This window comes from Limnohabitans sp. TEGF002 (assembly GCF_055395845.1).
Genome location: NZ_AP029224.1, coordinates 890515 through 909109, shown reverse-complemented (window position 1 = coordinate 909109; position 18595 = coordinate 890515). Strand labels below are relative to the sequence as shown.

15 protein-coding genes are annotated in these 18595 nt (G+C 62.5%); 12 read left to right on the top strand and 3 right to left on the bottom strand.

Translation table 11 applies throughout. The annotated features are described in order from the left end of the window. Position 1 precedes the first annotated feature (1 nt). Positions 2–1321 carry a DASH family cryptochrome gene (locus ACZ5SR_RS04605; RefSeq protein WP_464450394.1) on the top strand — a complete coding sequence of 440 codons (1320 nt, stop codon included), beginning with the start codon at positions 2–4 and terminating at the stop codon, positions 1319–1321. 11 nt (positions 1322–1332) lie between these two features. Further along, on the top strand, positions 1333–1971 hold the full coding sequence (locus ACZ5SR_RS04600; protein WP_464450393.1) for a trimeric intracellular cation channel family protein: 639 nt from the start codon (positions 1333–1335) through the stop codon (positions 1969–1971). A 121-nt stretch (positions 1972–2092) separates the two neighbouring features. Here ACZ5SR_RS04600 and ACZ5SR_RS04595 read toward each other — a convergent pair whose 3' ends face one another. Next, entirely contained in the window at positions 2093–2977 is an 885-nt protein-coding gene (locus tag ACZ5SR_RS04595; protein ID WP_464450392.1) for a sterol desaturase family protein, read from the bottom strand. 344 nt (positions 2978–3321) lie between these two features. Between ACZ5SR_RS04595 and ACZ5SR_RS04590 the strand changes: the two genes are divergently transcribed. Further along, on the top strand, positions 3322–4263 hold the full coding sequence (locus tag ACZ5SR_RS04590; protein WP_464450391.1) for a DMT family transporter: 942 nt from the start codon (positions 3322–3324) through the stop codon (positions 4261–4263). Positions 4264–4343: 80 nt separating this feature from the next. Here ACZ5SR_RS04590 and ACZ5SR_RS04585 read toward each other — a convergent pair whose 3' ends face one another. Together ACZ5SR_RS04585 and ACZ5SR_RS04580 are read right to left on the bottom strand one after the other, a co-directional pair. Further along, positions 4344–6497, bottom strand: a complete 2154-nt coding sequence (locus ACZ5SR_RS04585; RefSeq protein WP_464451015.1) for a 3-hydroxyacyl-CoA dehydrogenase NAD-binding domain-containing protein — start codon at positions 6495–6497, stop codon at positions 4344–4346. A gap of 22 nt (positions 6498–6519) precedes the next feature. Further along, the gene (locus ACZ5SR_RS04580) at positions 6520–7725 is read right to left on the bottom strand and encodes an acetyl-CoA C-acetyltransferase (RefSeq protein ID WP_464450390.1); all 1206 of its coding nucleotides are present in this window, start codon (positions 7723–7725) and stop codon (positions 6520–6522) included. A 122-nt stretch (positions 7726–7847) separates the two neighbouring features. Here ACZ5SR_RS04580 and ACZ5SR_RS04575 point away from each other — a divergent pair, with 122 nt between their 5' ends. From ACZ5SR_RS04575 to ACZ5SR_RS04535, 9 genes are all read left to right on the top strand, one after another. Further along, positions 7848–9011, top strand: a complete 1164-nt coding sequence (locus ACZ5SR_RS04575) for an acyl-CoA dehydrogenase family protein (protein WP_464450389.1) — start codon at positions 7848–7850, stop codon at positions 9009–9011. A 77-nt stretch (positions 9012–9088) separates the two neighbouring features. Further along, positions 9089–9775 (top strand): TetR/AcrR family transcriptional regulator, encoded by a 687-nt coding sequence (locus ACZ5SR_RS04570; RefSeq protein WP_464450388.1) that lies wholly within the window; start codon positions 9089–9091, stop codon positions 9773–9775. Beyond that, a complete protein-coding gene (locus ACZ5SR_RS04565; protein ID WP_464450387.1) occupies positions 9772–10665 on the top strand; it encodes an SDR family oxidoreductase in 894 nt (297 codons plus the stop codon). Before ACZ5SR_RS04570 ends, ACZ5SR_RS04565 begins: the two co-directional genes overlap by 4 nt. Next, the gene (locus ACZ5SR_RS04560; protein WP_464450386.1) at positions 10662–12272 is read left to right on the top strand and encodes an acyl-CoA carboxylase subunit beta; all 1611 of its coding nucleotides are present in this window, start codon (positions 10662–10664) and stop codon (positions 12270–12272) included. Before ACZ5SR_RS04565 ends, ACZ5SR_RS04560 begins: the two co-directional genes overlap by 4 nt. A gap of 10 nt (positions 12273–12282) precedes the next feature. Next, a complete protein-coding gene (locus ACZ5SR_RS04555; RefSeq protein WP_464450385.1) occupies positions 12283–13422 on the top strand; it encodes a DNA alkylation repair protein in 1140 nt (379 codons plus the stop codon). Between the two features lie 22 nt (positions 13423–13444). Further along, a complete protein-coding gene (locus ACZ5SR_RS04550) occupies positions 13445–14617 on the top strand; it encodes an acyl-CoA dehydrogenase family protein (protein ID WP_464450384.1) in 1173 nt (390 codons plus the stop codon). A gap of 8 nt (positions 14618–14625) precedes the next feature. Then, complete coding sequence (locus ACZ5SR_RS04545) at positions 14626–15438, top strand: enoyl-CoA hydratase/isomerase family protein (protein WP_464450383.1); 813 nt, start codon at positions 14626–14628, stop codon at positions 15436–15438. Then, positions 15435–17423: an acetyl/propionyl/methylcrotonyl-CoA carboxylase subunit alpha gene (locus ACZ5SR_RS04540; RefSeq protein WP_464450382.1), complete on the top strand. Its 1989-nt coding sequence runs from the start codon at positions 15435–15437 to the stop codon at positions 17421–17423. The genes ACZ5SR_RS04545 and ACZ5SR_RS04540 overlap by 4 nt, the downstream gene beginning before the upstream one ends. Beyond that, positions 17420–18589 carry an acyl-CoA dehydrogenase family protein gene (locus tag ACZ5SR_RS04535; protein ID WP_464450381.1) on the top strand — a complete coding sequence of 390 codons (1170 nt, stop codon included), beginning with the start codon at positions 17420–17422 and terminating at the stop codon, positions 18587–18589. Before ACZ5SR_RS04540 ends, ACZ5SR_RS04535 begins: the two co-directional genes overlap by 4 nt. The last annotated feature ends 6 nt before the right edge of the window (positions 18590–18595 follow it).

Sequence of the window (18595 nt, the reverse complement as noted above, 5' to 3'; positions counted from 1 at the left end):
CATGCGCAGCACCCTTTTCTGGTTTCGAAACGACTTGCGCCTGCACGATCAACGCGCACTCCAACAAGCCATAGCCCACGCCCAGACGCACCAACAAGCCCTGCTGCTGGTCTATGTGCACGAACCCGTGCAAGACGAGCCCACCGCCTGGGGCTTTCGCCGCATGGGCGCGCACCGCAGGCGCTTTGTGGCCGACACGCTGCAAGACCTGCAAAACGCCTTGGCTGCTTTGGGTCAGCGCCTGGTGTTGCTGCACGGCCCCGTGGCCGAAGTGTTGCCCGCATGCGCCCGACTGGTCCAAGCCGACACCGTGTTTTGCGAAGACATCGCCGCGCCCGAAGAAGAAGCCCAAGTGCAAACGCTGATCAACGAGGGCCTCACCGTCACAACCTTGTGGCAATCCAGCCTGATCGAACCCGACGCCCTGCCCTTTGCAGCCGAAGAGATGCCGCAGGTCTTCACCGAGTTTCGTCAGCGCATCGAATCAAAAGGGCTCAAACCCTTGACGCCCTTGCCAGCGCCCACCCAGCTGTCTGCGCCACCGGATGACAACCTGAACACTTTGCCTGGCTGGACCGACAACGCCTTCACGCTGCTGCAAGCCCACACTGAAGTCGATGCTCACGCAAGATCGAACTTTCCGTACACCCAAACCGCCTACCGGGGCGGCGAAACCAGCGCCCTGGCCCACCTGCACAGCTACCTCACGCCGCCTTGGCCCGACCGCTACAAACAAACCCGCAACGCCCTGCAAGGGGCGCACACCAGCAGCCACTGGTCACCCTGGTTGGCCACGGGCGCGGTGTCGGCCCGCCGCATTTGGGCTGACCTGCATGCCTATGAGCAAACACACGGCAGCAACGACGGCACCTATTGGCTGTGGTTTGAGCTGCTGTGGCGCGACAACTTTCGCATGCTGCACCTGCAACACGGCCCGCAACTTTATGCCGCACGGGGCTTGTCCAACTTGCCAAAGCCTTCGCACTTTCCCAAAGACTTCCAGCGCTGGTGCAACGGTCAAACCGGTGAGCCCATCGTCGATGCCGGCATGCGTGAGTTGGCCGCCACCGGTTTCACCTCCAACCGCATGCGCCAGATCGTGGCGAGTTTCTTGGTGCACGACCTGTCATGCGACTGGCGCGCCGGTGCGGCCTGGTTCGAATCGCAGCTGGTGGACTTTGATGTGAGCAGCAACCAGGGCAATTGGTTGTATGTCAGTGGCCGGGGCACCGACCCGCGTGTGGGCAGGCGCTTCAACCCCGTCAAGCAAGCGCAAGACCACGACGCGCAAGGCCGGTATCGGCAAGTCTGGCTGGGCTGATAATCTTCAACATGTACGGAATTCAATCTTGGGGAGACACCCTTCGCCTGCTGGTCGAACTGTCGGCCACCGCTGCCTTCGCCCTCTCGGGCCTGATGGAGGCTGCGCGCAAGCGGCTAGACGCGGTGGGTGTGTGCGTGGTGGCTTTTTTGGCGGCATTCGGTGGCGGTACGCTGCGCGACTTGCTGCTCGACCAGCGTCCCTTCTTTTGGGTGCAACACACCGAAATGCTCTGGGGCGTGCTGGCCCTGTGTGTGTTGGCCATGGTGTTCATGCGCCAGCGCCATTTTGAAGTGACTGAAAAAGCCATCCTCTGGCCCGACGCGCTGGGCCTGGGCCTGTTCACCGCGACCGGCGTGCACCAGGCACTGCAAGCGAACATGCCGCCTGTGGTAGCGGTGCTCATGGGCCTGATCACCGGCGTGTTTGGCGGCGTGCTGCGCGACATGGTGTGCAACGAAATCCCGACAGCTTTTAAAGACCACCGCCCCTACGCGGTCTGCGCGTTTGCGGGCGGCTGGACTTATGTGGGCTTGTGGTTCACCGACACGCCAGGCTGGGTGGCCCTGCTCGGCTGCCTGGTGGTCACGGTGGGTTTGCGCGCACTGGCACTTTGGCGCAACTGGCAACTGCCCGCTTGGCGGGCTTGAACCGTTTGCCATCCAAGGTGCTCAACACCATCCAGCGTGTAGTCCAGCCCTTTGCGAACACCCACTGCGCAGTCTGGATCCCGGCTTAAGGCCGGGATGACAAAGCGCAAGGCTTGGTAGATCAAGATTTCGTGTCTAGAGTTTCCGGACCTGCGTAGATCGAGCCTCCCACGCGCAAGGCAGAATGTTCACGCTTGGACTGCAGTACCGGGTAGAGCATCTGGTGGTACCAACGCTCTTGACCAAACAACTTGTCGTCGATCAATCCCACACGTGCTGGGTATTGGCGGGTGATGTGGGCGCTGCCAAAAATGATGTCCCACAAAAACAGCAAATTGCCAAAGTTGCCTTTGTAATGGCCAACGCCATCGTCGTTGGTGATGGCGTGGTGTGCCCAATGTGTGGCCGGAGTCGAAATGGTGCGCTCCAACACCCACATGAGCGGATGCAAAGCGCGGATCCGATACAAGGGCTCGTCCCATCGCCACGCACAATGCGCGCCCAAAATCACCAACAGTTTGACGGCAATGTACAACGCATAGACCATGCCACCAAAACCCAAATACAATAAAGCACCCGCAAACCACAAACCGGGCATCATCAGGTAATAGAAAAAGTTGTTGCGGAAAGTGACCCGAATGCTCATGTACTCGGCCGAGTGATGCGCCCGGTGCAAGGGCCACAACAAAGGTGAATGCGACAACCGATGCCACCAATACTGCGTCATGTCATCGGCCACCAACAAAATCCCCACCATGCCCCACCAAGGCAAATCGGCCAACGCGTTTTTGTAGTCGGGAAACCATGCGTGCCCCAGCTTCGACGTGACAAAAATCGCCAAGGGCTGGGTGACCGCCAGCACGCTCAGGAACATGAACACTTCCAACTTGGTGTCGTTGGCCGTGGCGGTGACGGTGTTTTTGTACCGTCGACTGACATACTCCATCAGTGCAAAACCCAAAATGGTGCAAAGCACCAAACTGTTTTGCCATTGTGTTGCGTTCATTGACTGTCTCCATGTGTTCATTCCCATGAACCAAAAAGTGGTCACAGGTTGGTTTGAAGATAACCACGGCACAGCCAAACCGCCATTGGTGGATTCCCCTTGTCTTCGCACCGCAGACCTTGGCAAGGGGCGGCGGACAACACCGGGCTCGGGGCGTCAACCGAGATCCATGGCACAAGGACGGCACTGGTATTTCAACTTGATCGGGCCGTATCCTTAAAATCGGCTCCACAAAGCTTTCTGCACAGCAAGGGGCAAGTCCACGGCCACAGCCCAATCAGCCAATCAGCCCATATGCAACAAACGCCCCCAACCGCAACAGCCATCGAGCCGAGACACTTTCCATGCTGAGCGGCATCCTCTTTTCTCTGGCGGCCGGACTCATGTGGGGCCTCGTGTTTGTCGGCCCGCTCATGCTGCCCGAATACCCCGCCGCGCTGCATACCTTTGGTCGCTACCTGGCTTTTGGTCTGATCGCCCTGCCCTTGGCCTTTGTGGACCGCGCTGAAATCAAACGCCTGACCCGCGCAGACTGGCTGGCCGCGTTGAAACTCGCGGCCATTGGGAACGTGCTGTATTACCTGTTTTTGTCCAGCGCCATCCAGCGTGCAGGCGGCGCGCTGCCCACCATGATCATCGGCACGCTGCCAGTGGTGATCGCGGTCGCAGCCAACTTGCTCAACCACCAGCGCGACGGGCGTTTTCCGTGGCTGAAACTGGCCCCACCTTTGGCGCTGATTTTGCTGGGCATTGCGTGTGTCAACCATGTGGAGTGGACCGCCTTGCTGCAAAACCCGCAGGCCGACACGGGCCGCTACATCGCCGGAGCCGCGCTGGCCTTGGGCGCGGTGGTTTGCTGGACCTGGTATCCCCTCAAAAACGCCGACTGGTTGCGCGGCCACCCCGACCGCAACGCCCGCGTGTGGGCCACCGCACAAGGCCTGGCCACGCTGCCCCTGGCCTTGCTGGGTTACGCCGCGTTCTGGGTGTGGAGCAGCGCCACCAACAACCCGCTGCCCATGCCCCTGGGGCCGCGCCCCCTGGAATTCATCTGCCTCATGATGGCGATTGCGCTGTTCGCCTCGTGGTTGGGCACCCTGTGCTGGAACGCTGCCAGCCAGCGCCTGCCCACCGCTTTAGCAGGCCAGCTCATCGTGTTCGAAACCCTGGCCGCATTGACCTACGCATTCTGGCTGCGCGGCCAGTGGCCCGAACCCCTCACGCTGGCGGGCATTGCGCTGCTGGTGGCCGGGGTGATTGGCGGGGTGCGGGTCAAAGCGGTGTGATGTAAAAAAACGCAGCCGCCCAGTAACCCAGGCGATGCGTTTTTTCTTGCAAACCCTCTCGGGCTTGCGGCTCATGCGGCTCAATACACCGGCTGATGCTGCTTCAAGCTGGCAATCACTTCCGCAGTCAGCACAAAGCCCGCCCCATACTTAGCCGCCAGTTCAGCGCAGCGCTTGGCAAACGCCTCCACGCCTTGGCCATAGATGAACTGCAACGCGCCACCCGTCCAAGCCGGAAAGCCGATGCCGAAGATCGAGCCGATGTTGCCGTCGTGCACCGAGGTCAGCACGCCTTCTTGCAGGCAGCGGGCGGTCTCCACGGCTTGGCGGTACAGCAGGCGGTCTTTGATGTCTTGCTGGCTATAGGCCACGTCGGCTTTTTCAAAGCGGGTTTTCAGTTCAGGCCACAGCACTTTCTTTTGGCCAGCGGGGTAGTCGTAAAAACCACCGCCTGCGGCGCGGCCGGGGCGCTTGAGTTCTTTGACCATGCGCTCCACAAACAACTCGCCGGGTGTGGCGGTGTGCGTTTTGCCTTCTTTGGCAAAGTCTTCACGGGTTTGGTCCAGCACATGCACCGACAGCGACAGCGCCGTTTCGTCGAGCACCGCCAGCGGGCCGACGGGCATGCCCACTTGCATGGCCAGGTTTTCGATCACGGGGGCGGGGATGCCCTCGCCCAGCATGGCCGCGCCTTCCATCACAAAGGTGCCAAAGGTGCGGCTGGTGTAAAAGCCGCGCGAATCGTTCACCACAATCGGCAGCTTGCCCAGCGCCTGCACGTAGTCGTATGCGCGGGCGATGGTTTCGTCGTCGGTCTGTGCGCCGCGAATGATCTCCACCAGCTGCATCTTGTCGACGGGGCTGAAGAAATGGATGCCGACAAATTTGTTCGCGTTGGCGCTGGCCGTGGCCAGGCCGCTGATGGGCAAGGTGGAGGTGTTGCTGGCAAAGAAACCACCCTCAGCCAACATGGGCTCGGCCTCTTGCGTGACGCGGGCTTTGAGTTCGCGGTTTTCAAACACGGCCTCGATGATCAGGTCGCAGCCTTTCAGGTCAGCGGCGCTGGCCGTGGGCTGGATCAGTGACAACAAAGCCGCTTGTTTGTCCGCCGTCATGCGGCCTTTGTCCACGCGCTTTTGCGTGAGCTTGTGGCTATAGGCCTTGCCTTTTTCAGCGGCTTCAATGCTCACGTCTTTGAGCACCGAGGCGATGCCCCGGCTGGCTTGTGAATACGCAATGCCCGAGCCCATCATGCCCGCACCCAAAATGCCCACCCTTTGCGGCTTGTAGCGCGGCGCAGCCTTGGGGCGGCTTTGGCCGCCCTTGATGCTGTTCATGTTGAAGAAGAAGGTGTTGATCATGTTGCGTGCCACCTGGCTGGTCATGAGCCCAGCGAGGTAACGGCTTTCGATGCGCATGGCGGTGTCAAAGTCCACCATCGCGCCTTCGACCATGGCGGCCAGCGCCGCTTCGGGTGCGGGGTACAGGCCGCGTGTTTTTTGCTTGAGCACCGCCGGGGCCACGCTCAGCATGCCCGCGATCTTGGGGTTGCTCGGCGTGCCGCCGGGCATTTTGTAGTCCTTGCGGTCCCACAGGTGCTGGGCCGCTTCGGGCTGGCCTTGGGCTGCCGCGATGTGCGCCAGAGCGCGGGGGCGCAGTTGGTCGTCGCTGGCCACCAGTTCGTGCACCAAGCCCAACTTTTGGGCTTCTTCGGGGCCAAAGAGTTTGCTTTCCAGCACATAAGGCTGCGCGGCCAGCAGGCCCAGCTGGCGTGTCATCTTGGTGATGCCGCCAGCGCCGGGAATCAGGCCCAACGTGACTTCAGGCAGACCGAATTGTGTTTTGGGGTTGGCCGTGGCGATGCGGTGGTGGCCGATCAAAGCCACTTCCCAGCCGCCGCCCAGCGCCGCGCCATTGAGGCAGCTGACCACCGGCACGCCCAGTGTCTCAATGGTGCGAAAGCTTTTCTTCATGCTTTCGATCTCGGCATAGACGCGCACACCGTCAGAGGCTTGCGAGCGCATCAAGCCTTTCAGGTCGGCCCCTGCAAAAAAGGTGGACTTGGCCGAAGCCAGGATGACGCCCTGGATGCTGGCCTTGTCTTTGAGCACCTGCTCGGCCGCCTGGGCCAAATCGGCCTGCCATTGCGGGCACATGGTGTTGACCGGTGAGCCCTGCTCGTCAAAGGTGATGGTGGCGATACCGTCCGCCAGTTCGTAGCGCAGTGTTTTCAAAATCATGATGGTGTCTCCCCGATCAAACGCGTTCAACGATGGTGGCGATGCCCATGCCGCCGCCCACACACAAAGTGGCCAAGCCATAACGCAGTTTTCTGCGGTGCAGCTCATCGATCAGGATGCCCAAAATCATCGCGCCCGTGGCCCCCAGCGGGTGACCCATGGCGATCGCGCCGCCGTTGACGTTGACCTTGTCGTGCGACACGCCCATCTCTTGCATGAACTTCATGGGCACGGCGGCAAACGCTTCGTTGATCTCGAACAAATCGATCTGGTCAATCGTCAGGCCCGCCTTGGCCAGCGCCTTGCGGGCGGCGGGCATGGGGCCGGTGAGCATGATGGTTGGGTCAGCGCCCGACAGGGCCACCGACACGATGCGCGCACGCGGCGTCAGGCCGTGGGTTTTGCCAGCGGCCTCTGACCCGATCAGCACAGCCGCGGCACCATCCACGATGCCCGACGAGTTGCCCGCGTGGTGCACATGGTGGATGCGCTCGACCTGCGGGTAGCGCTGCAAGGCCACCGCGTCAAAACCCATCGCGCCCAGTTGCTCAAACGAGGCTTTGAGGCCGCCCAGTGTTTCCACCGTGGTGCTGGGCTTGATGAATTCGTCTTTGGCCAGGATCACCTGACCCAGTTTGTCTTTGACCGGCACAACCGAGCCATCGAAGTAACCCGCCGAACGTGCCGCCGTGGCGCGCTTTTGCGATTCGACCGCGAAGGCGTCGACATCGTGGCGGCTGAAGCCGCTCATGGTGGCGATCAGGTCAGCGCCAATGCCTTGCGGCACAAACAGTGTGGCACTGTTGGTCTCAGGGTCTTGCGCCCAAGCGCCGCCGTCCGAGCCAATCGGCACGCGGCTCATGCTCTCAACGCCGCCCGCAACGACCAAATCTTCCCAGCCGCTGCGCACTTTCATGGCAGCCATGTTGACGGCCTCTAAACCCGAGGCGCAAAAGCGGTTGAGCTGCACGCCCGAGCAGCGCCAGTCCCAGCCTGCCGCCAGTGCCGCCACTTTGGGGATCACCGAGCCCTGCTCGCCAATGGGCGAGACCACGCCCATGACCACGTCGTCCACCGCAGCGGTGTCGAATTGGTTGCGGCTTTGCAGCTCACGCAACACGCCTGAGAGCAAGCTGATGGGCTTGACTTCGTGCAGGCTGCCGTCTTTTTTGCCTTTGCCACGCGGTGTGCGTATGGCGTCATAAACAAATGCTTCGCTCATGAATGTCTCCTGGTGGTCATCAGGGGTTTGCCCTGTGTTGCGGGGTTCGGCATTCAGTATAGACTTTTACCAAGCAAACGCTTTGTATAAATATTCACTCTTCAGTCCAACAGGTGACACACATGATCGAACGCACCCTTTTTACCGCCGACCACGAAGCCTTCCGCGACAGCTTTCGCCGCTTCATGGACAAAGAAATCGCCCCCCACCACGACGCCTGGGAAGAACAGGGCTTCGTGGACCGCGCTGTGTGGAACAAAGCCGGTGACAACGGCTTTTTGTGCATGACGCTGCCCGAAGCCTATGGCGGCTCTCAGGCTGACAAGTTGTATTCGGTGGTGCAGATGGAGGAACTCGCACGCGCCGGTTTCAGCGGCATTGGCTACGGCCTGCACAGCGAGATCGTGGCCCCTTACATCCTGCATTACGGCACCGAAGCGCAAAAGCAAAAGTACCTGCCCAAGCTGGCCAGCGGCGAGATGGTGGGCGCCATTGCCATGAGCGAACCGGCGGCGGGATCTGACTTGCAGGGCGTGAAAACCACGGCACTCTTGCAGCCCGATGGCACTTACCTGATCAACGGCAGCAAGACCTTCATCACCAACGGCTGGCACGCCGATCTGGTCATCCTCGTGGCCAAGACCGACCCGGCGGCAGGCGCCAAAGGCACCAGCTTGTTCTTGATCGAGCGCGGGATGCCCGGCTTTGAAAAAGGCAAGCGTTTGAAAAAATTGGGCCTCAAGGCGCAAGACACCTCCGAGCTGTTCTTTGACAACGTCAAGGTCAGCGCCGACCAGCTGCTGGGCGGCGCGGCCATGCAGGGCAAGGGCTTCATTTGCCTGATGGAGCAGCTGCCTTGGGAGCGCCTGCAAATCGCCATCGGCGGCATTGCCGCAGCGCAAGCGGCCATCGACTGGACGGTGCAGTACGTGAAAGACCGCAAGGTGTTTGGCCAAGCCGTGGGCAACTACCAAAACACCCGCTACACCCTGGCCGAGCTGCAAACCGAGGTGCAAGTCGCCCGCGTGTTTGTGGACAAATGCAGCGAGCTTCTGCTGCAAGACAAGCTCGACACGGCAACGGCCAGCATGGCCAAGTACTGGTGCTCAGACCTGCAATGCAAGGTGATGGACGAGTGCGTCCAGCTGCACGGCGGCTACGGCTACATGTGGGAATACCCCATCACCCGGGCCTACGCCGACGCCCGCGTGCAACGCATCTACGGCGGCACCAACGAGATCATGAAAGAAGTGATCTCGCGCAGCATGGGTTTGGCGGGGCGCTGAATGCCCACCATCCCTGCCCCCTTGTGGCAGCCATGCTCTCTGTGGGAGCGACGCCCTCGTCGCGAAGGGTTTCTGCCATGACCGAGCTGGCCGAGCCCAAACGCGCACGCGGTCGTCCCCGCAAAACCGAGGACGAGCGCGACGACGGCAACCGCCGACAAGCGCTGATCTCGGCGGCCGCGCAGCTGTTTCACCGCAAGGGTTACGACGCCACCAGCACCCGAGAAATTGCGGCGCTGGTGGGCATGCAGCCGGGCTCGCCGTTTTATCACTTCGGCAACAAACAAGACCTATTGCTGGCGGTGATGGTCGAAGGAATGAAGCAGGCCAGCCAGCGCCAAGAAGCTGCCTGGTCGGGTCTGGCCGAAGACATGCCCCCACGCGAACAACTGCGTGCCCTGATCCGCAACCAGTTCGATGTGCTGCTCGGGCCTGACAGTGATTTCATTCCGGTGATGCTGTACGAATGGCGGTCCCTGAGTGCCGAGCAGCGCCAGACCATCACGCAAATCAAGGACGACTACGAAGCCGCCTGGACGCCCGTGCTGCAAGCGCTGCACGCCAGTGGCCAATTGCAGGCCCCGGTGCAGCTGGCACGTTTGATGATTTTTGGCGCGCTCAACTGGGCGGTGCAGTGGTACCAACCGCCAACCTCAAAAGCCGTGAAACGTACTGCCAAAACAACACCTCAAAGCCCCGCACGCGCATCGCTGGACGATTTGACCGATGCCGCACTGGCCTTGTTTTTGAGAGATCCCAAATGACTACCACCACGCCTTACCGTTCGGTCTTTGCCCCCGGCCTGCTCTCGGGCCAAGTGATCTTGGTCACCGGCGGCGGCTCGGGCATTGGCCGCTGCACCGCACACGAACTGGCCAGCCTGGGCGCGCATGTGGTGCTGGTGGGCCGCAACCCCGACAAGCTGAGCACCACCGCGCAAGAGATCACGGGTGACGGTGGGCAAGCCACGTGGCACAGCTGCGACATCCGGCGCGAGGGCGATGTCCAAGCCATGGTCGCGCAGTTGGTTCAGCAGCACGGGCGCATCCATGGCCTGGTCAACAACGCGGGTGGGCAATACATCTCGCCCCTGGCCAAGACCAGCGCCAAAGGCTGGCAAGCGGTCATCGACACCAACCTCACGGGTGGCTTTTTGGTGGCACGCGAATGCTTCAAACAAAGCATGCAGCAGCACGGCGGCGCGGTGGTCAACATCGTGGCCGACATGTGGGGCTCGATGCCGGGCATGGGCCACAGCGGCGCAGCACGCGCGGGCATGGTCAGCTTCACCGAAACCGCCGCGCTCGAATGGGCAGCGCAAGGCGTGCGTGTGAACGCCGTGGCACCGGGCTACATCGCCAGCAGCGGCATGGACCACTACCCGCCCGAGGCGGGTCCGATGCTGCGCGAAATGCGCAACACCGTGCCGCAAGGCCGCTTTGGCACCGAGGCCGAAACGTCGGCCGCCATTGTGTTTTTGCTCTCACCCGCCGCCAGTTTTGTGAGCGGCACGGTGCTGCGTGTGGACGGTGCCCGCCCGCAAATGCGCATGGGCTGGCAGCAAGCCGTGGCCAGGCCCGATGTGCAAGAACGCGATGCCGTCAAACCCTTTGACGGCTTTCACCGCGCCGTGACCCCCAAGGTATTCCAATGAATTTCGAATCGACCTGGAACCCGCACAGCCCCGTGGCCCAGCAGCGTCGTGAAGCCGCGCTGGCCCGTTTGGCGCAGTGGCAGGCCCTGCAAGACCGCGCAGCGCTGGCCTCGGCCCAATCCAAACCAGTCTTCGACAAACGCGGGCAGTTGCTGCCGCGTGAACGCGTGGCCTTGCTGCTCGACCCGGGCGCACCCTTCTTGCCGTTGTGCGCCTTGGCAGGCTTCATGCAAGACACACCCGACCCCGCCAAATCGGTGCCCGGCGGCGGCATGATCGCGGGCATTGGGTTCATCAGCGGTGTGCGCTGCATGGTGGTGGCCAGCGACTCGGGCATCGAAGCCGGGGCCATCCAGGCGCGTGGCCTTGAAAAGATCTTGCGCGTGCAAGAGCTGGCCCTTGAAAACAAACTGCCTTTTGTGCACCTGGTCGAAAGCGCCGGGGCCAACCTGATGCAGTACAAAGTCGAGGGCTTTGTGTTGGGGGGCAGCTTGTTTCGAAACCTGGCGCGTCTGTCGGCGGCGGGCCTGCCGGTGCTCACGGTGCAGCATGGCTCGGGCACCGCAGGCGGGGCCTACATGCCGGGGTTGAGTGACACCGTGATCATGGTGCGCGGACGGTCGCGGGCCTTTCTGGCGGGGCCGCCTCTGCTCAAAGCCGCCACGGGCGAAGTGGCCACCGAAGAAGAGCTGGGCGGGGCCGAGATGCACACCAGCGTGTCGGGCCTGGGCGAATACCTGTGCGAAGACGACCGCCACGCGCTGGGCACGGCCCGAGATGTGGTGGCCCGTTGGGACTGGGCTGCACACAGCAAGCAAAGGCAAGCCAAGCCCCCGCGCCTGGACGCCGAAGAGCTGCTGGGCCTGATGCCCGCCCACCACCGCGAACCCATCGACATGCGCGAGGTCATCTTGCGCTTGGTGGACGACTCGGATTTTCTGGAATTCAAACCGCTGTTCGGCGCGGCCACGGTGTGTGCGCAGGCGCGCATTGGCGGTCATGCAGTCGGCATCATCAGCAACAACGGGCCGATCGATGTGGCCGGGGCCAACAAGGCCACGCACTTCATCCAGTGGATGTGCCAGCTGGGCCACCCCATCGTGTATTTGCAAAACACCACCGGCTACATGGTGGGCAAAGACAGTGAACAAGGCGGCATGATCAAGCACGGCTCCAAGATGATCCAGGCCGTGACCAACGCCACCGTGCCGCAAATCACCATCCAGTGCGGGGCCTCGTTTGGGGCGGGCAACTACGGCATGTGCGGCCGGGGTTATGCGCCGCGCTTTTTGTTCAGCTGGCCGGGGGCCAAGACAGCCGTGATGGGCGGTGAACAAGCTGCCCGCACCATGCAGATCGTGGCCGAAGCGGGCATGGCCCGCAAAGGCATCACGCCCGACCCCGACAAGATGCAGGCCCAGTTCGACAAGATCGTGGCCTTGTTTGAAGCGCAGGCCGATGCGTTTTACACCAGCGGCTTGGTGCTGGATGACGGCGTGATCGACCCACGCGACACCCGCAGCGTGCTGAGCTTTTGCCTGGACACCTGCTTGGAAGCCGCAGCCCGTCAACCCCGCGCCACCACCTTTGGCGTAGCCCGCATGTGAGGCCCAGCACATGGCCACCGAACTGAAACACCTGCTGCCCATGACGGCCGCCTTGCAGTTGGGCGAAGGTCTGAAATCAGCCGGCCTGACGCTGAGCCTGTCCGCATGGCAACGCGCCCTTGGGGCAGACTTTGAACAGCTGGGTTTGATGGACCGGGGCCGCCGCTTGAGTGGGGTGCTGGGGCAATTTTTGCCCAACGATTTTCGGCAAGCGGCGCCGCTCTTGGTTCAGACCATGGGGCGGCCGATGGGACTGGACCCGCGCGGTGAACCTGTGTCCCCTGGCGATGTGGCCAGCAGCTTTTATCACTTGCCCCACAGCATGTACATCGCCGAGCATGGCTTGGGCCACTTGCCCGAAGCCATGCAAGCGCAGCACGCGCTGACCCAACGCTTCACGGCGGAATTCAGCCTGCGTCCATTTTTACAAGCGCACACACAAGCCACCTTGGCGCACTTGTCTGAGTGGGCCAGCGACCCCAGCGCCCATGTGCGCCGTGCCGTGAGTGAAGCCACACGGCCCCGCTTGCCCTGGGCCGCACGATTGCCGGACTTTGTGCGCGACCCGTCACCGGTGCTGCCTCTGCTGACCCGATTGCGTGACGACAGCTCATCCTATGTGCGCCGCTCGGTGGCCAACCACCTGAATGACATCGGCAAAGACCACCCGGACTTGCTCACGGGCACGGCCCGCCAATGGCTGGACGATGCGCCGGTGCCCGCCTCGCGGCAGGCCTTGCTGCGCCATGCACTGCGCACCGCCATCAAGCGCGGGGATGTGCAGGCGCTGGCCTTGTTCGGCCACGGGCAAGCGTCGGTGCTGCAGATTCAGAGCGCCAACATCACCCCCTCCAAAGCCCGCATCGGTGACAGCGTCACGCTGCATTGCTCCCTGCACAACCCCAGTGCGCAGGCGGCCAGCGCCCTGGCCGATTGGCGCGTGTTTTACGTCAAGGCCAACGGCACGCTCAGCCCCAAGGTGTTCAAAGGCAGCACCGTGCAGATCGATGCGCACGGCCATGGCGTGCTGGAAAAAACACTGTCGCTGCGCCAAATGAGCACCCGCACCCACCACCCAGGCCGCCACACCGTCGAGATCGTCCTCAATGGACACGCGCACAGCATTGGCCACTTCGATCTGCACCCCTGAACCCACCCCACGGAGACACACCATGCAATACACACACGAACACCGCGAGATCCAGAACACGCTCAAGCGTTTCATCGAAGCCGAGATCAACCCCCATGTGGACGAGTGGGAAGCGGCAGAGATTTTTCCGGCGCACGAGGTCTTCAAGAAGATGGGCAACTTGGGCCTGCTGGGGCTGACCAAGCCCGAGGCCTTTGGCGGCGCGGGGTTGGATTATTCGTACAGCATGGCCATGGCCGAGGCGCTGGGCCACATCGATTGCGGCGGCATTCCCATGGCCATTGGTGTGCAGACCGACATGGCCACGCCCGCCTTGGCGCGTTTTGGCAGCGACGAATTGCGGGCGCAGTTTTTGGCCCCCGCGATTGCGGGCGACATGGTGGGCTGCATTGGCGTGAGCGAGCCGGGTGCGGGCAGCGATGTGGCGGGCATCAAGACCGTGGCGCGCAAGGATGGCGATGACTATGTGATCAGCGGCCAGAAGATGTGGATCACCAACAGCCTGCAGGCCGACTGGATGTGCATGCTGGTCAATACCGGCGAAGGACCAATCCATAAAAACAAAAGCCTGGTCATGGTGCCCATGCGCGAAAACGGCAAGCTTTTGCCCGGCATCGAGGTGGGAAAAAAGATCAAAAAAATCGGCATGAACAGCAGCGACACCGGCCTGATTTATTTCGACGAAGTGCGCGTGCCCCAGCGCTACCGCATCGGGGCCGAGGGCCAGGGCTTCATCTACCAGATGCAGCAGTTCCAGGAAGAGCGCCTGTGGTGCGCGGCCAGTACGCTGCAGTCGCTGACCAACTGCATCCAGTGGACGGTGGAATGGGCGCAAGAGCGCAAGCTGTTTGGATCAACCTTGGCCGACCAGCAGTGGGTGCAGTTCAAGCTGGCCGAACTCAAGGCCGAGGTGGAAAGCCTGCGCGCATTGACCTACCAGTCTTGTGAACACTACATCGCCGGTGAAGACGTGACCGAATGGGCCACCATGGCCAAGCTCAAAGCGGGCCGCTTGAACCGCACCGTGCCCGACACCTGTTTGCAGTTTTGGGGTGGTATGGGCTTCACCTGGGAAAACAAAGTCTCGCGCATGTACCGCGACGGGCGTCTGGCCTCGATTGGCGGCGGGGCCGACGAGGTCATGCTGGGCATCCTGGCCAAGATGATGGGCATTGCCAAACGGCCGCAAAAATGAGCCCGCCCATGAATACACCCGTCACTTTGCAGATCACGCGCGAAGGCGCGGTCGAAACCTGGACGATGAACGACCCGGCCACGCGCAACGCCCTGAGCGATGCGGTGGTGGACGGCTTGCTGCAAGCCTGTGCGCGGGCTTCAGATGACGCCACGCTGCGCATCGTGGTGCTGACCGGCGCGGGCGGTGCTTTTTGCGCAGGTGGCAGTCTGGGCGGCTTTGCCAGCCTGATCGGTCAGCCTTTGCAAGAGGGTAAAACCGATCCGCTGCTGGCTATGAACAAAAGTTTTGGTGACCTGCTGCACGCCCTCTCTGCCCTGCCCCAGTTGCTGGTGTGCCGAGTGGATGGTGCGGCCATGGGTGGCGGTTTTGGCCTGGTGTGCTGCGCTGACCATGTGGTGGCCACAGTTCGCTCGGTCTTGGGCACGCCCGAAGTCACGCTGGGCCTGCCGCCTGCGCAGATTGCGCCTTTTGTGTGGCAACGCCTGGGCGAAAGCGCCGCACGCCAATGCCTGCTGCAAGGCCTGAGCTACACCGCAGCGCAAGCCCTGCAAGTGGGTTTGGTGAACGAAGTCATCGAAGAGGACAGCGATGCAGCGTGGCAACAAACACTGACGCGCCTCATGCGTGCTGCACCCGGCGCGGTGGCCAGCACCAAACAACTGCTGCGGCAACTGCGCGGCCCTGTGCCCGATTTGCGCGATGCCGCTGCACAAGCATTTGCCCAAGGCCTGCGCAGCGCTGAAGCCGCGCAAGGTCTGGCCGCATTCGCACGCAAACAGCCTGCGCCTTGGACACTTTCTGGCAAGGACCCTGCATGACATCCACTTTGCCCAACACCGTAAACGGCCAAGTCACCCGCCTGCTGATCGCCAACCGGGGCGAGATCGCCCGCCGCGTGATCCGCACGGCCCGCCACATGGGCATTCAGACGGTGGCCGTTTATTCCGACGCCGACCGCGATGCGCTGCATGTGCACGAAGCCGATACCGCCGTCGCATTGGGCGGAACGCTGTCCGCTGACTCGTATTTGCGCATCGACAAACTGCTGGCGGCCGCGCAGGCCACTAGGGCGGACGCGGTGCACCCCGGTTATGGCTTTTTGAGCGAGAACGCCGAGTTTGCGCAAGCGGTGATCGACGCGGGCCTGACTTGGGTGGGGCCACCGCCTGCGGCCATCCGGGCGCTGGGCAGCAAATCGGCTGCCAAAGCGCTGGCCATGACGCACGGCGTGCCCTGCCTGCCGGGCTACTTTGGCACAGACCAGAGTGATGCCACATTCACCGCACAAGCGCAGCAGCTGGGCTTGCCGCTCATGGTGAAAGCCGTGGCCGGGGGCGGCGGGCGCGGCATGCGCCTGGTCACCGACATGGCGCAACTACTGCCCGCCTTGCACAGCGCCCGCTCTGAAGCACTGGCCGGGTTTGGCAACGGCGACTTGTTGATGGAGCGCGCCTTGCTGCGCCCCCGTCACATCGAGGTGCAGGTCATGGCCGACACGCATGGTCACTGCATCCACCTGGGCGAGCGCGATTGCTCGGTGCAACGCCGCCACCAAAAGATCATCGAAGAGTCACCCAGTCCGGCGGTGAACCCTGCGCTGCGCGCGCAACTCGGCAAGGCAGCCATTGCACTGGCGCAATCGGCGGGCTATGTGGGCGCGGGCACGGTGGAGTTTTTGCTGGATGAAGCGCAGGTCGACAAGCCCTTTTATTTGATGGAGATGAACACCCGCTTGCAGGTGGAACACCCGGTCACCGAAATGCTGACGGGGCTGGACCTGGTGGAATGGCAACTTCGCATCGCACGCGGCGAGACGCTGCCTCTGGCGCAAGCCGATGTGCGCTTGCAAGGCCACGCGATTGAAGTGCGCTTGTGCGCCGAAGACGAACACTTCACGCCGCAAACCGGCACGGTGCAGACCTTTGCAGCGCCCGAAGGCTTGCGCTTTGACCATGCGCTGCATGTGGGTGCGGTGGTCACGCCGCACTACGATTCGATGCTGGGCAAGCTGATCGCGCACGCGCCCACACGCAGCGAAGCCATCGCCAAGTTGTGCGCAGGCCTTAACCAGACCACGCTGTTGGGCTTGCCCACCAACCGGGCGTTTTTAGCCGCTTGTTTGCAACACCCCACGTTTGCAGCAGGCGAGGCCTTGATTCCGTTTTTGGCCGAACAAGCCGATGCTGTGCGCGAGCGCCTGGAGGCCACAAGCGACGCACGCACCGTGGCCGTGTTGGCTGTGCTCTACGCCATCCAAGCGCCCGCCGCCGAGATGCCCAGCCCGTTCCTGCGGCCTGTGCGTATGGGTTTGGGTGATGAGGTCTTGTCGCTGAGCTTGCAGGAGCTGGGGCAAGGACAAGTGCGCGTACAAATGGGCGACACCATGCGCGAGGCACACCTACAACGCAGTGGCGATCTGCTGCACATCACGCTGAACGGTCGCCGCTGGCAAGCCCGCGCAGTGGCGTGCACGGGTAAAGTCCAGCGCTGGCATGTGCAACTGCAAGGCCCCGAATGTGTGGAGCTGTGGCTCAGCGACCAAAGCCACAGCGCACCCAGCACAGGCGCCAGCGCACAAGCGGCGCAGTCACTGCGGGCCCCCTTCAACGGCAAGTTGATTGCGCTGCATGTGCAAGAAGGGCAAGAAGTCCAACAAGGCGATGCTGTGCTGGTCATCGAGTCGATGAAGCTCGAACACATTTTGTGCGCCCCCCGCGATGCGGTGGTGCACTGCCTCTCGGCCAGCGTGGGCCAGCAAGTGGGCCCCGGCCAAGTGCTGGTGCAATGGAAGGACGCCGCATGAGCACCGCTGGATTCACCACCGATTTCACAAAGGAAGACCTGCATAGCCTGCACACCACGGTGGAGCGTTTTGCCAAACAAGCCATCGCCCCACATGTGCCAGCCTGGGAAGAAGCCGGTCAATTTGACCGCAGCCTCTACAAGCAAGCCGCCGAGCTGGGCCTGCTGGGCTTGGGCTACCCCGAACACCTGGGCGGCACACCCGCGCCCTGGCGTGCGCGCAACCTGCTGTCGCAAACCCTGGCGCGTTATGGCGGCAGCGGCGGCGTGATGGCCAGCCTGTTTTCTCACAACATCGGCTTGCCGCCCGTGATGGCGCATGGCAGCGCCGAGTTGCAAGCCGAAGTGGTGCCACCCGTGTTGCGCGGCGAGCGCATCGCGGCGCTGGCCATCACCGAGCCAGGTGGCGGCTCGGACGTGGCTAGCCTGCGCACCACCGCCCGCGCCGATGGGGCCGACTATGTGATCGACGGCGAAAAAATTTTCATCACCTCGGGCCTGCGTGCCGACTGGATCACGCTGGCCGTGCGCACCCACCCGGCCAGCAAGGGAGCCAGCGGCATCTCCATGGTCATGGTACCGGGTGACACGCTCGGCATCACGCGCACACGCTTGCACAAGATGGGCTGGCACAGCTCGGACACCGCGCAACTGCACTTTGATGGCGTGCGGGTGCCACAGCGTTACCGGCTGGGCGAAGAAGGTGCAGGTTTCAAGATGATCATGGGCAACTTCAATGGCGAGCGCCTGGCCATGTCGGCCATGGCTTTGGGCTTTGCGCAGGCTTGTTTTGACGAAGCGCTGGACTGGGCACGCCAACGCCAGACCTTTGGCGCAGCCCTGATCGAGCGGCAGGCGATTCGCCACAAGTTGATGGACATGCAGATGCGCATCTCATCCACACAAGCTTGGGTGGATGCCGTGACGCAGCAAGCCGATGCAGGCCAAACCGGTGCCGAGTGGGTGGCGCAGGTGTGCCTGCTGAAAAACCACGCCACCCAAACCATGCAGTTTTGCGCCGATGCCGCCGTGCAACTGCTGGGCGGCATGGGCTACATGCGCGGGACGGTGAGCGAGCGGGTGTACCGCGAAGTCAAGGTGATGATGATCGGCGGCGGGGCCGAGGAGATCATGAAAGAGTTGGCGGCCAAACAGCTGGGAATTTGAGGGCCA

Excerpts from the sequence above, each read along its gene's own strand:
- ACZ5SR_RS04545 (WP_464450383.1), top strand. The coding sequence starts at position 14,626 with ATGAATACACCCGTCACTTTGCAGATCACGCGCGAAGGCGCGGTCGAA.
- ACZ5SR_RS04605 (WP_464450394.1), top strand. The coding sequence starts at position 2 with ATGCGCAGCACCCTTTTCTGGTTTCGAAACGACTTGCGCCTGCACGAT.
- ACZ5SR_RS04560 (WP_464450386.1), top strand. The coding sequence starts at position 10,662 with ATGAATTTCGAATCGACCTGGAACCCGCACAGCCCCGTGGCCCAGCAG.
- ACZ5SR_RS04555 (WP_464450385.1), top strand. The coding sequence starts at position 12,283 with ATGGCCACCGAACTGAAACACCTGCTGCCCATGACGGCCGCCTTGCAG.
- ACZ5SR_RS04565 (WP_464450387.1), top strand. The coding sequence starts at position 9,772 with ATGACTACCACCACGCCTTACCGTTCGGTCTTTGCCCCCGGCCTGCTC.
- ACZ5SR_RS04575 (WP_464450389.1), top strand. The coding sequence starts at position 7,848 with ATGATCGAACGCACCCTTTTTACCGCCGACCACGAAGCCTTCCGCGAC.
- ACZ5SR_RS04580 (WP_464450390.1), bottom strand. The coding sequence starts at position 7,725 with ATGAGCGAAGCATTTGTTTATGACGCCATACGCACACCGCGTGGCAAA.
- ACZ5SR_RS04535 (WP_464450381.1), top strand. The coding sequence starts at position 17,420 with ATGAGCACCGCTGGATTCACCACCGATTTCACAAAGGAAGACCTGCAT.
- ACZ5SR_RS04600 (WP_464450393.1), top strand. The coding sequence starts at position 1,333 with ATGTACGGAATTCAATCTTGGGGAGACACCCTTCGCCTGCTGGTCGAA.
- ACZ5SR_RS04550 (WP_464450384.1), top strand. The coding sequence starts at position 13,445 with ATGCAATACACACACGAACACCGCGAGATCCAGAACACGCTCAAGCGT.
- ACZ5SR_RS04570 (WP_464450388.1), top strand. The coding sequence starts at position 9,089 with ATGACCGAGCTGGCCGAGCCCAAACGCGCACGCGGTCGTCCCCGCAAA.
- ACZ5SR_RS04540 (WP_464450382.1), top strand. The coding sequence starts at position 15,435 with ATGACATCCACTTTGCCCAACACCGTAAACGGCCAAGTCACCCGCCTG.
- ACZ5SR_RS04595 (WP_464450392.1), bottom strand. The coding sequence starts at position 2,977 with ATGAACGCAACACAATGGCAAAACAGTTTGGTGCTTTGCACCATTTTG.
- ACZ5SR_RS04590 (WP_464450391.1), top strand. The coding sequence starts at position 3,322 with ATGCTGAGCGGCATCCTCTTTTCTCTGGCGGCCGGACTCATGTGGGGC.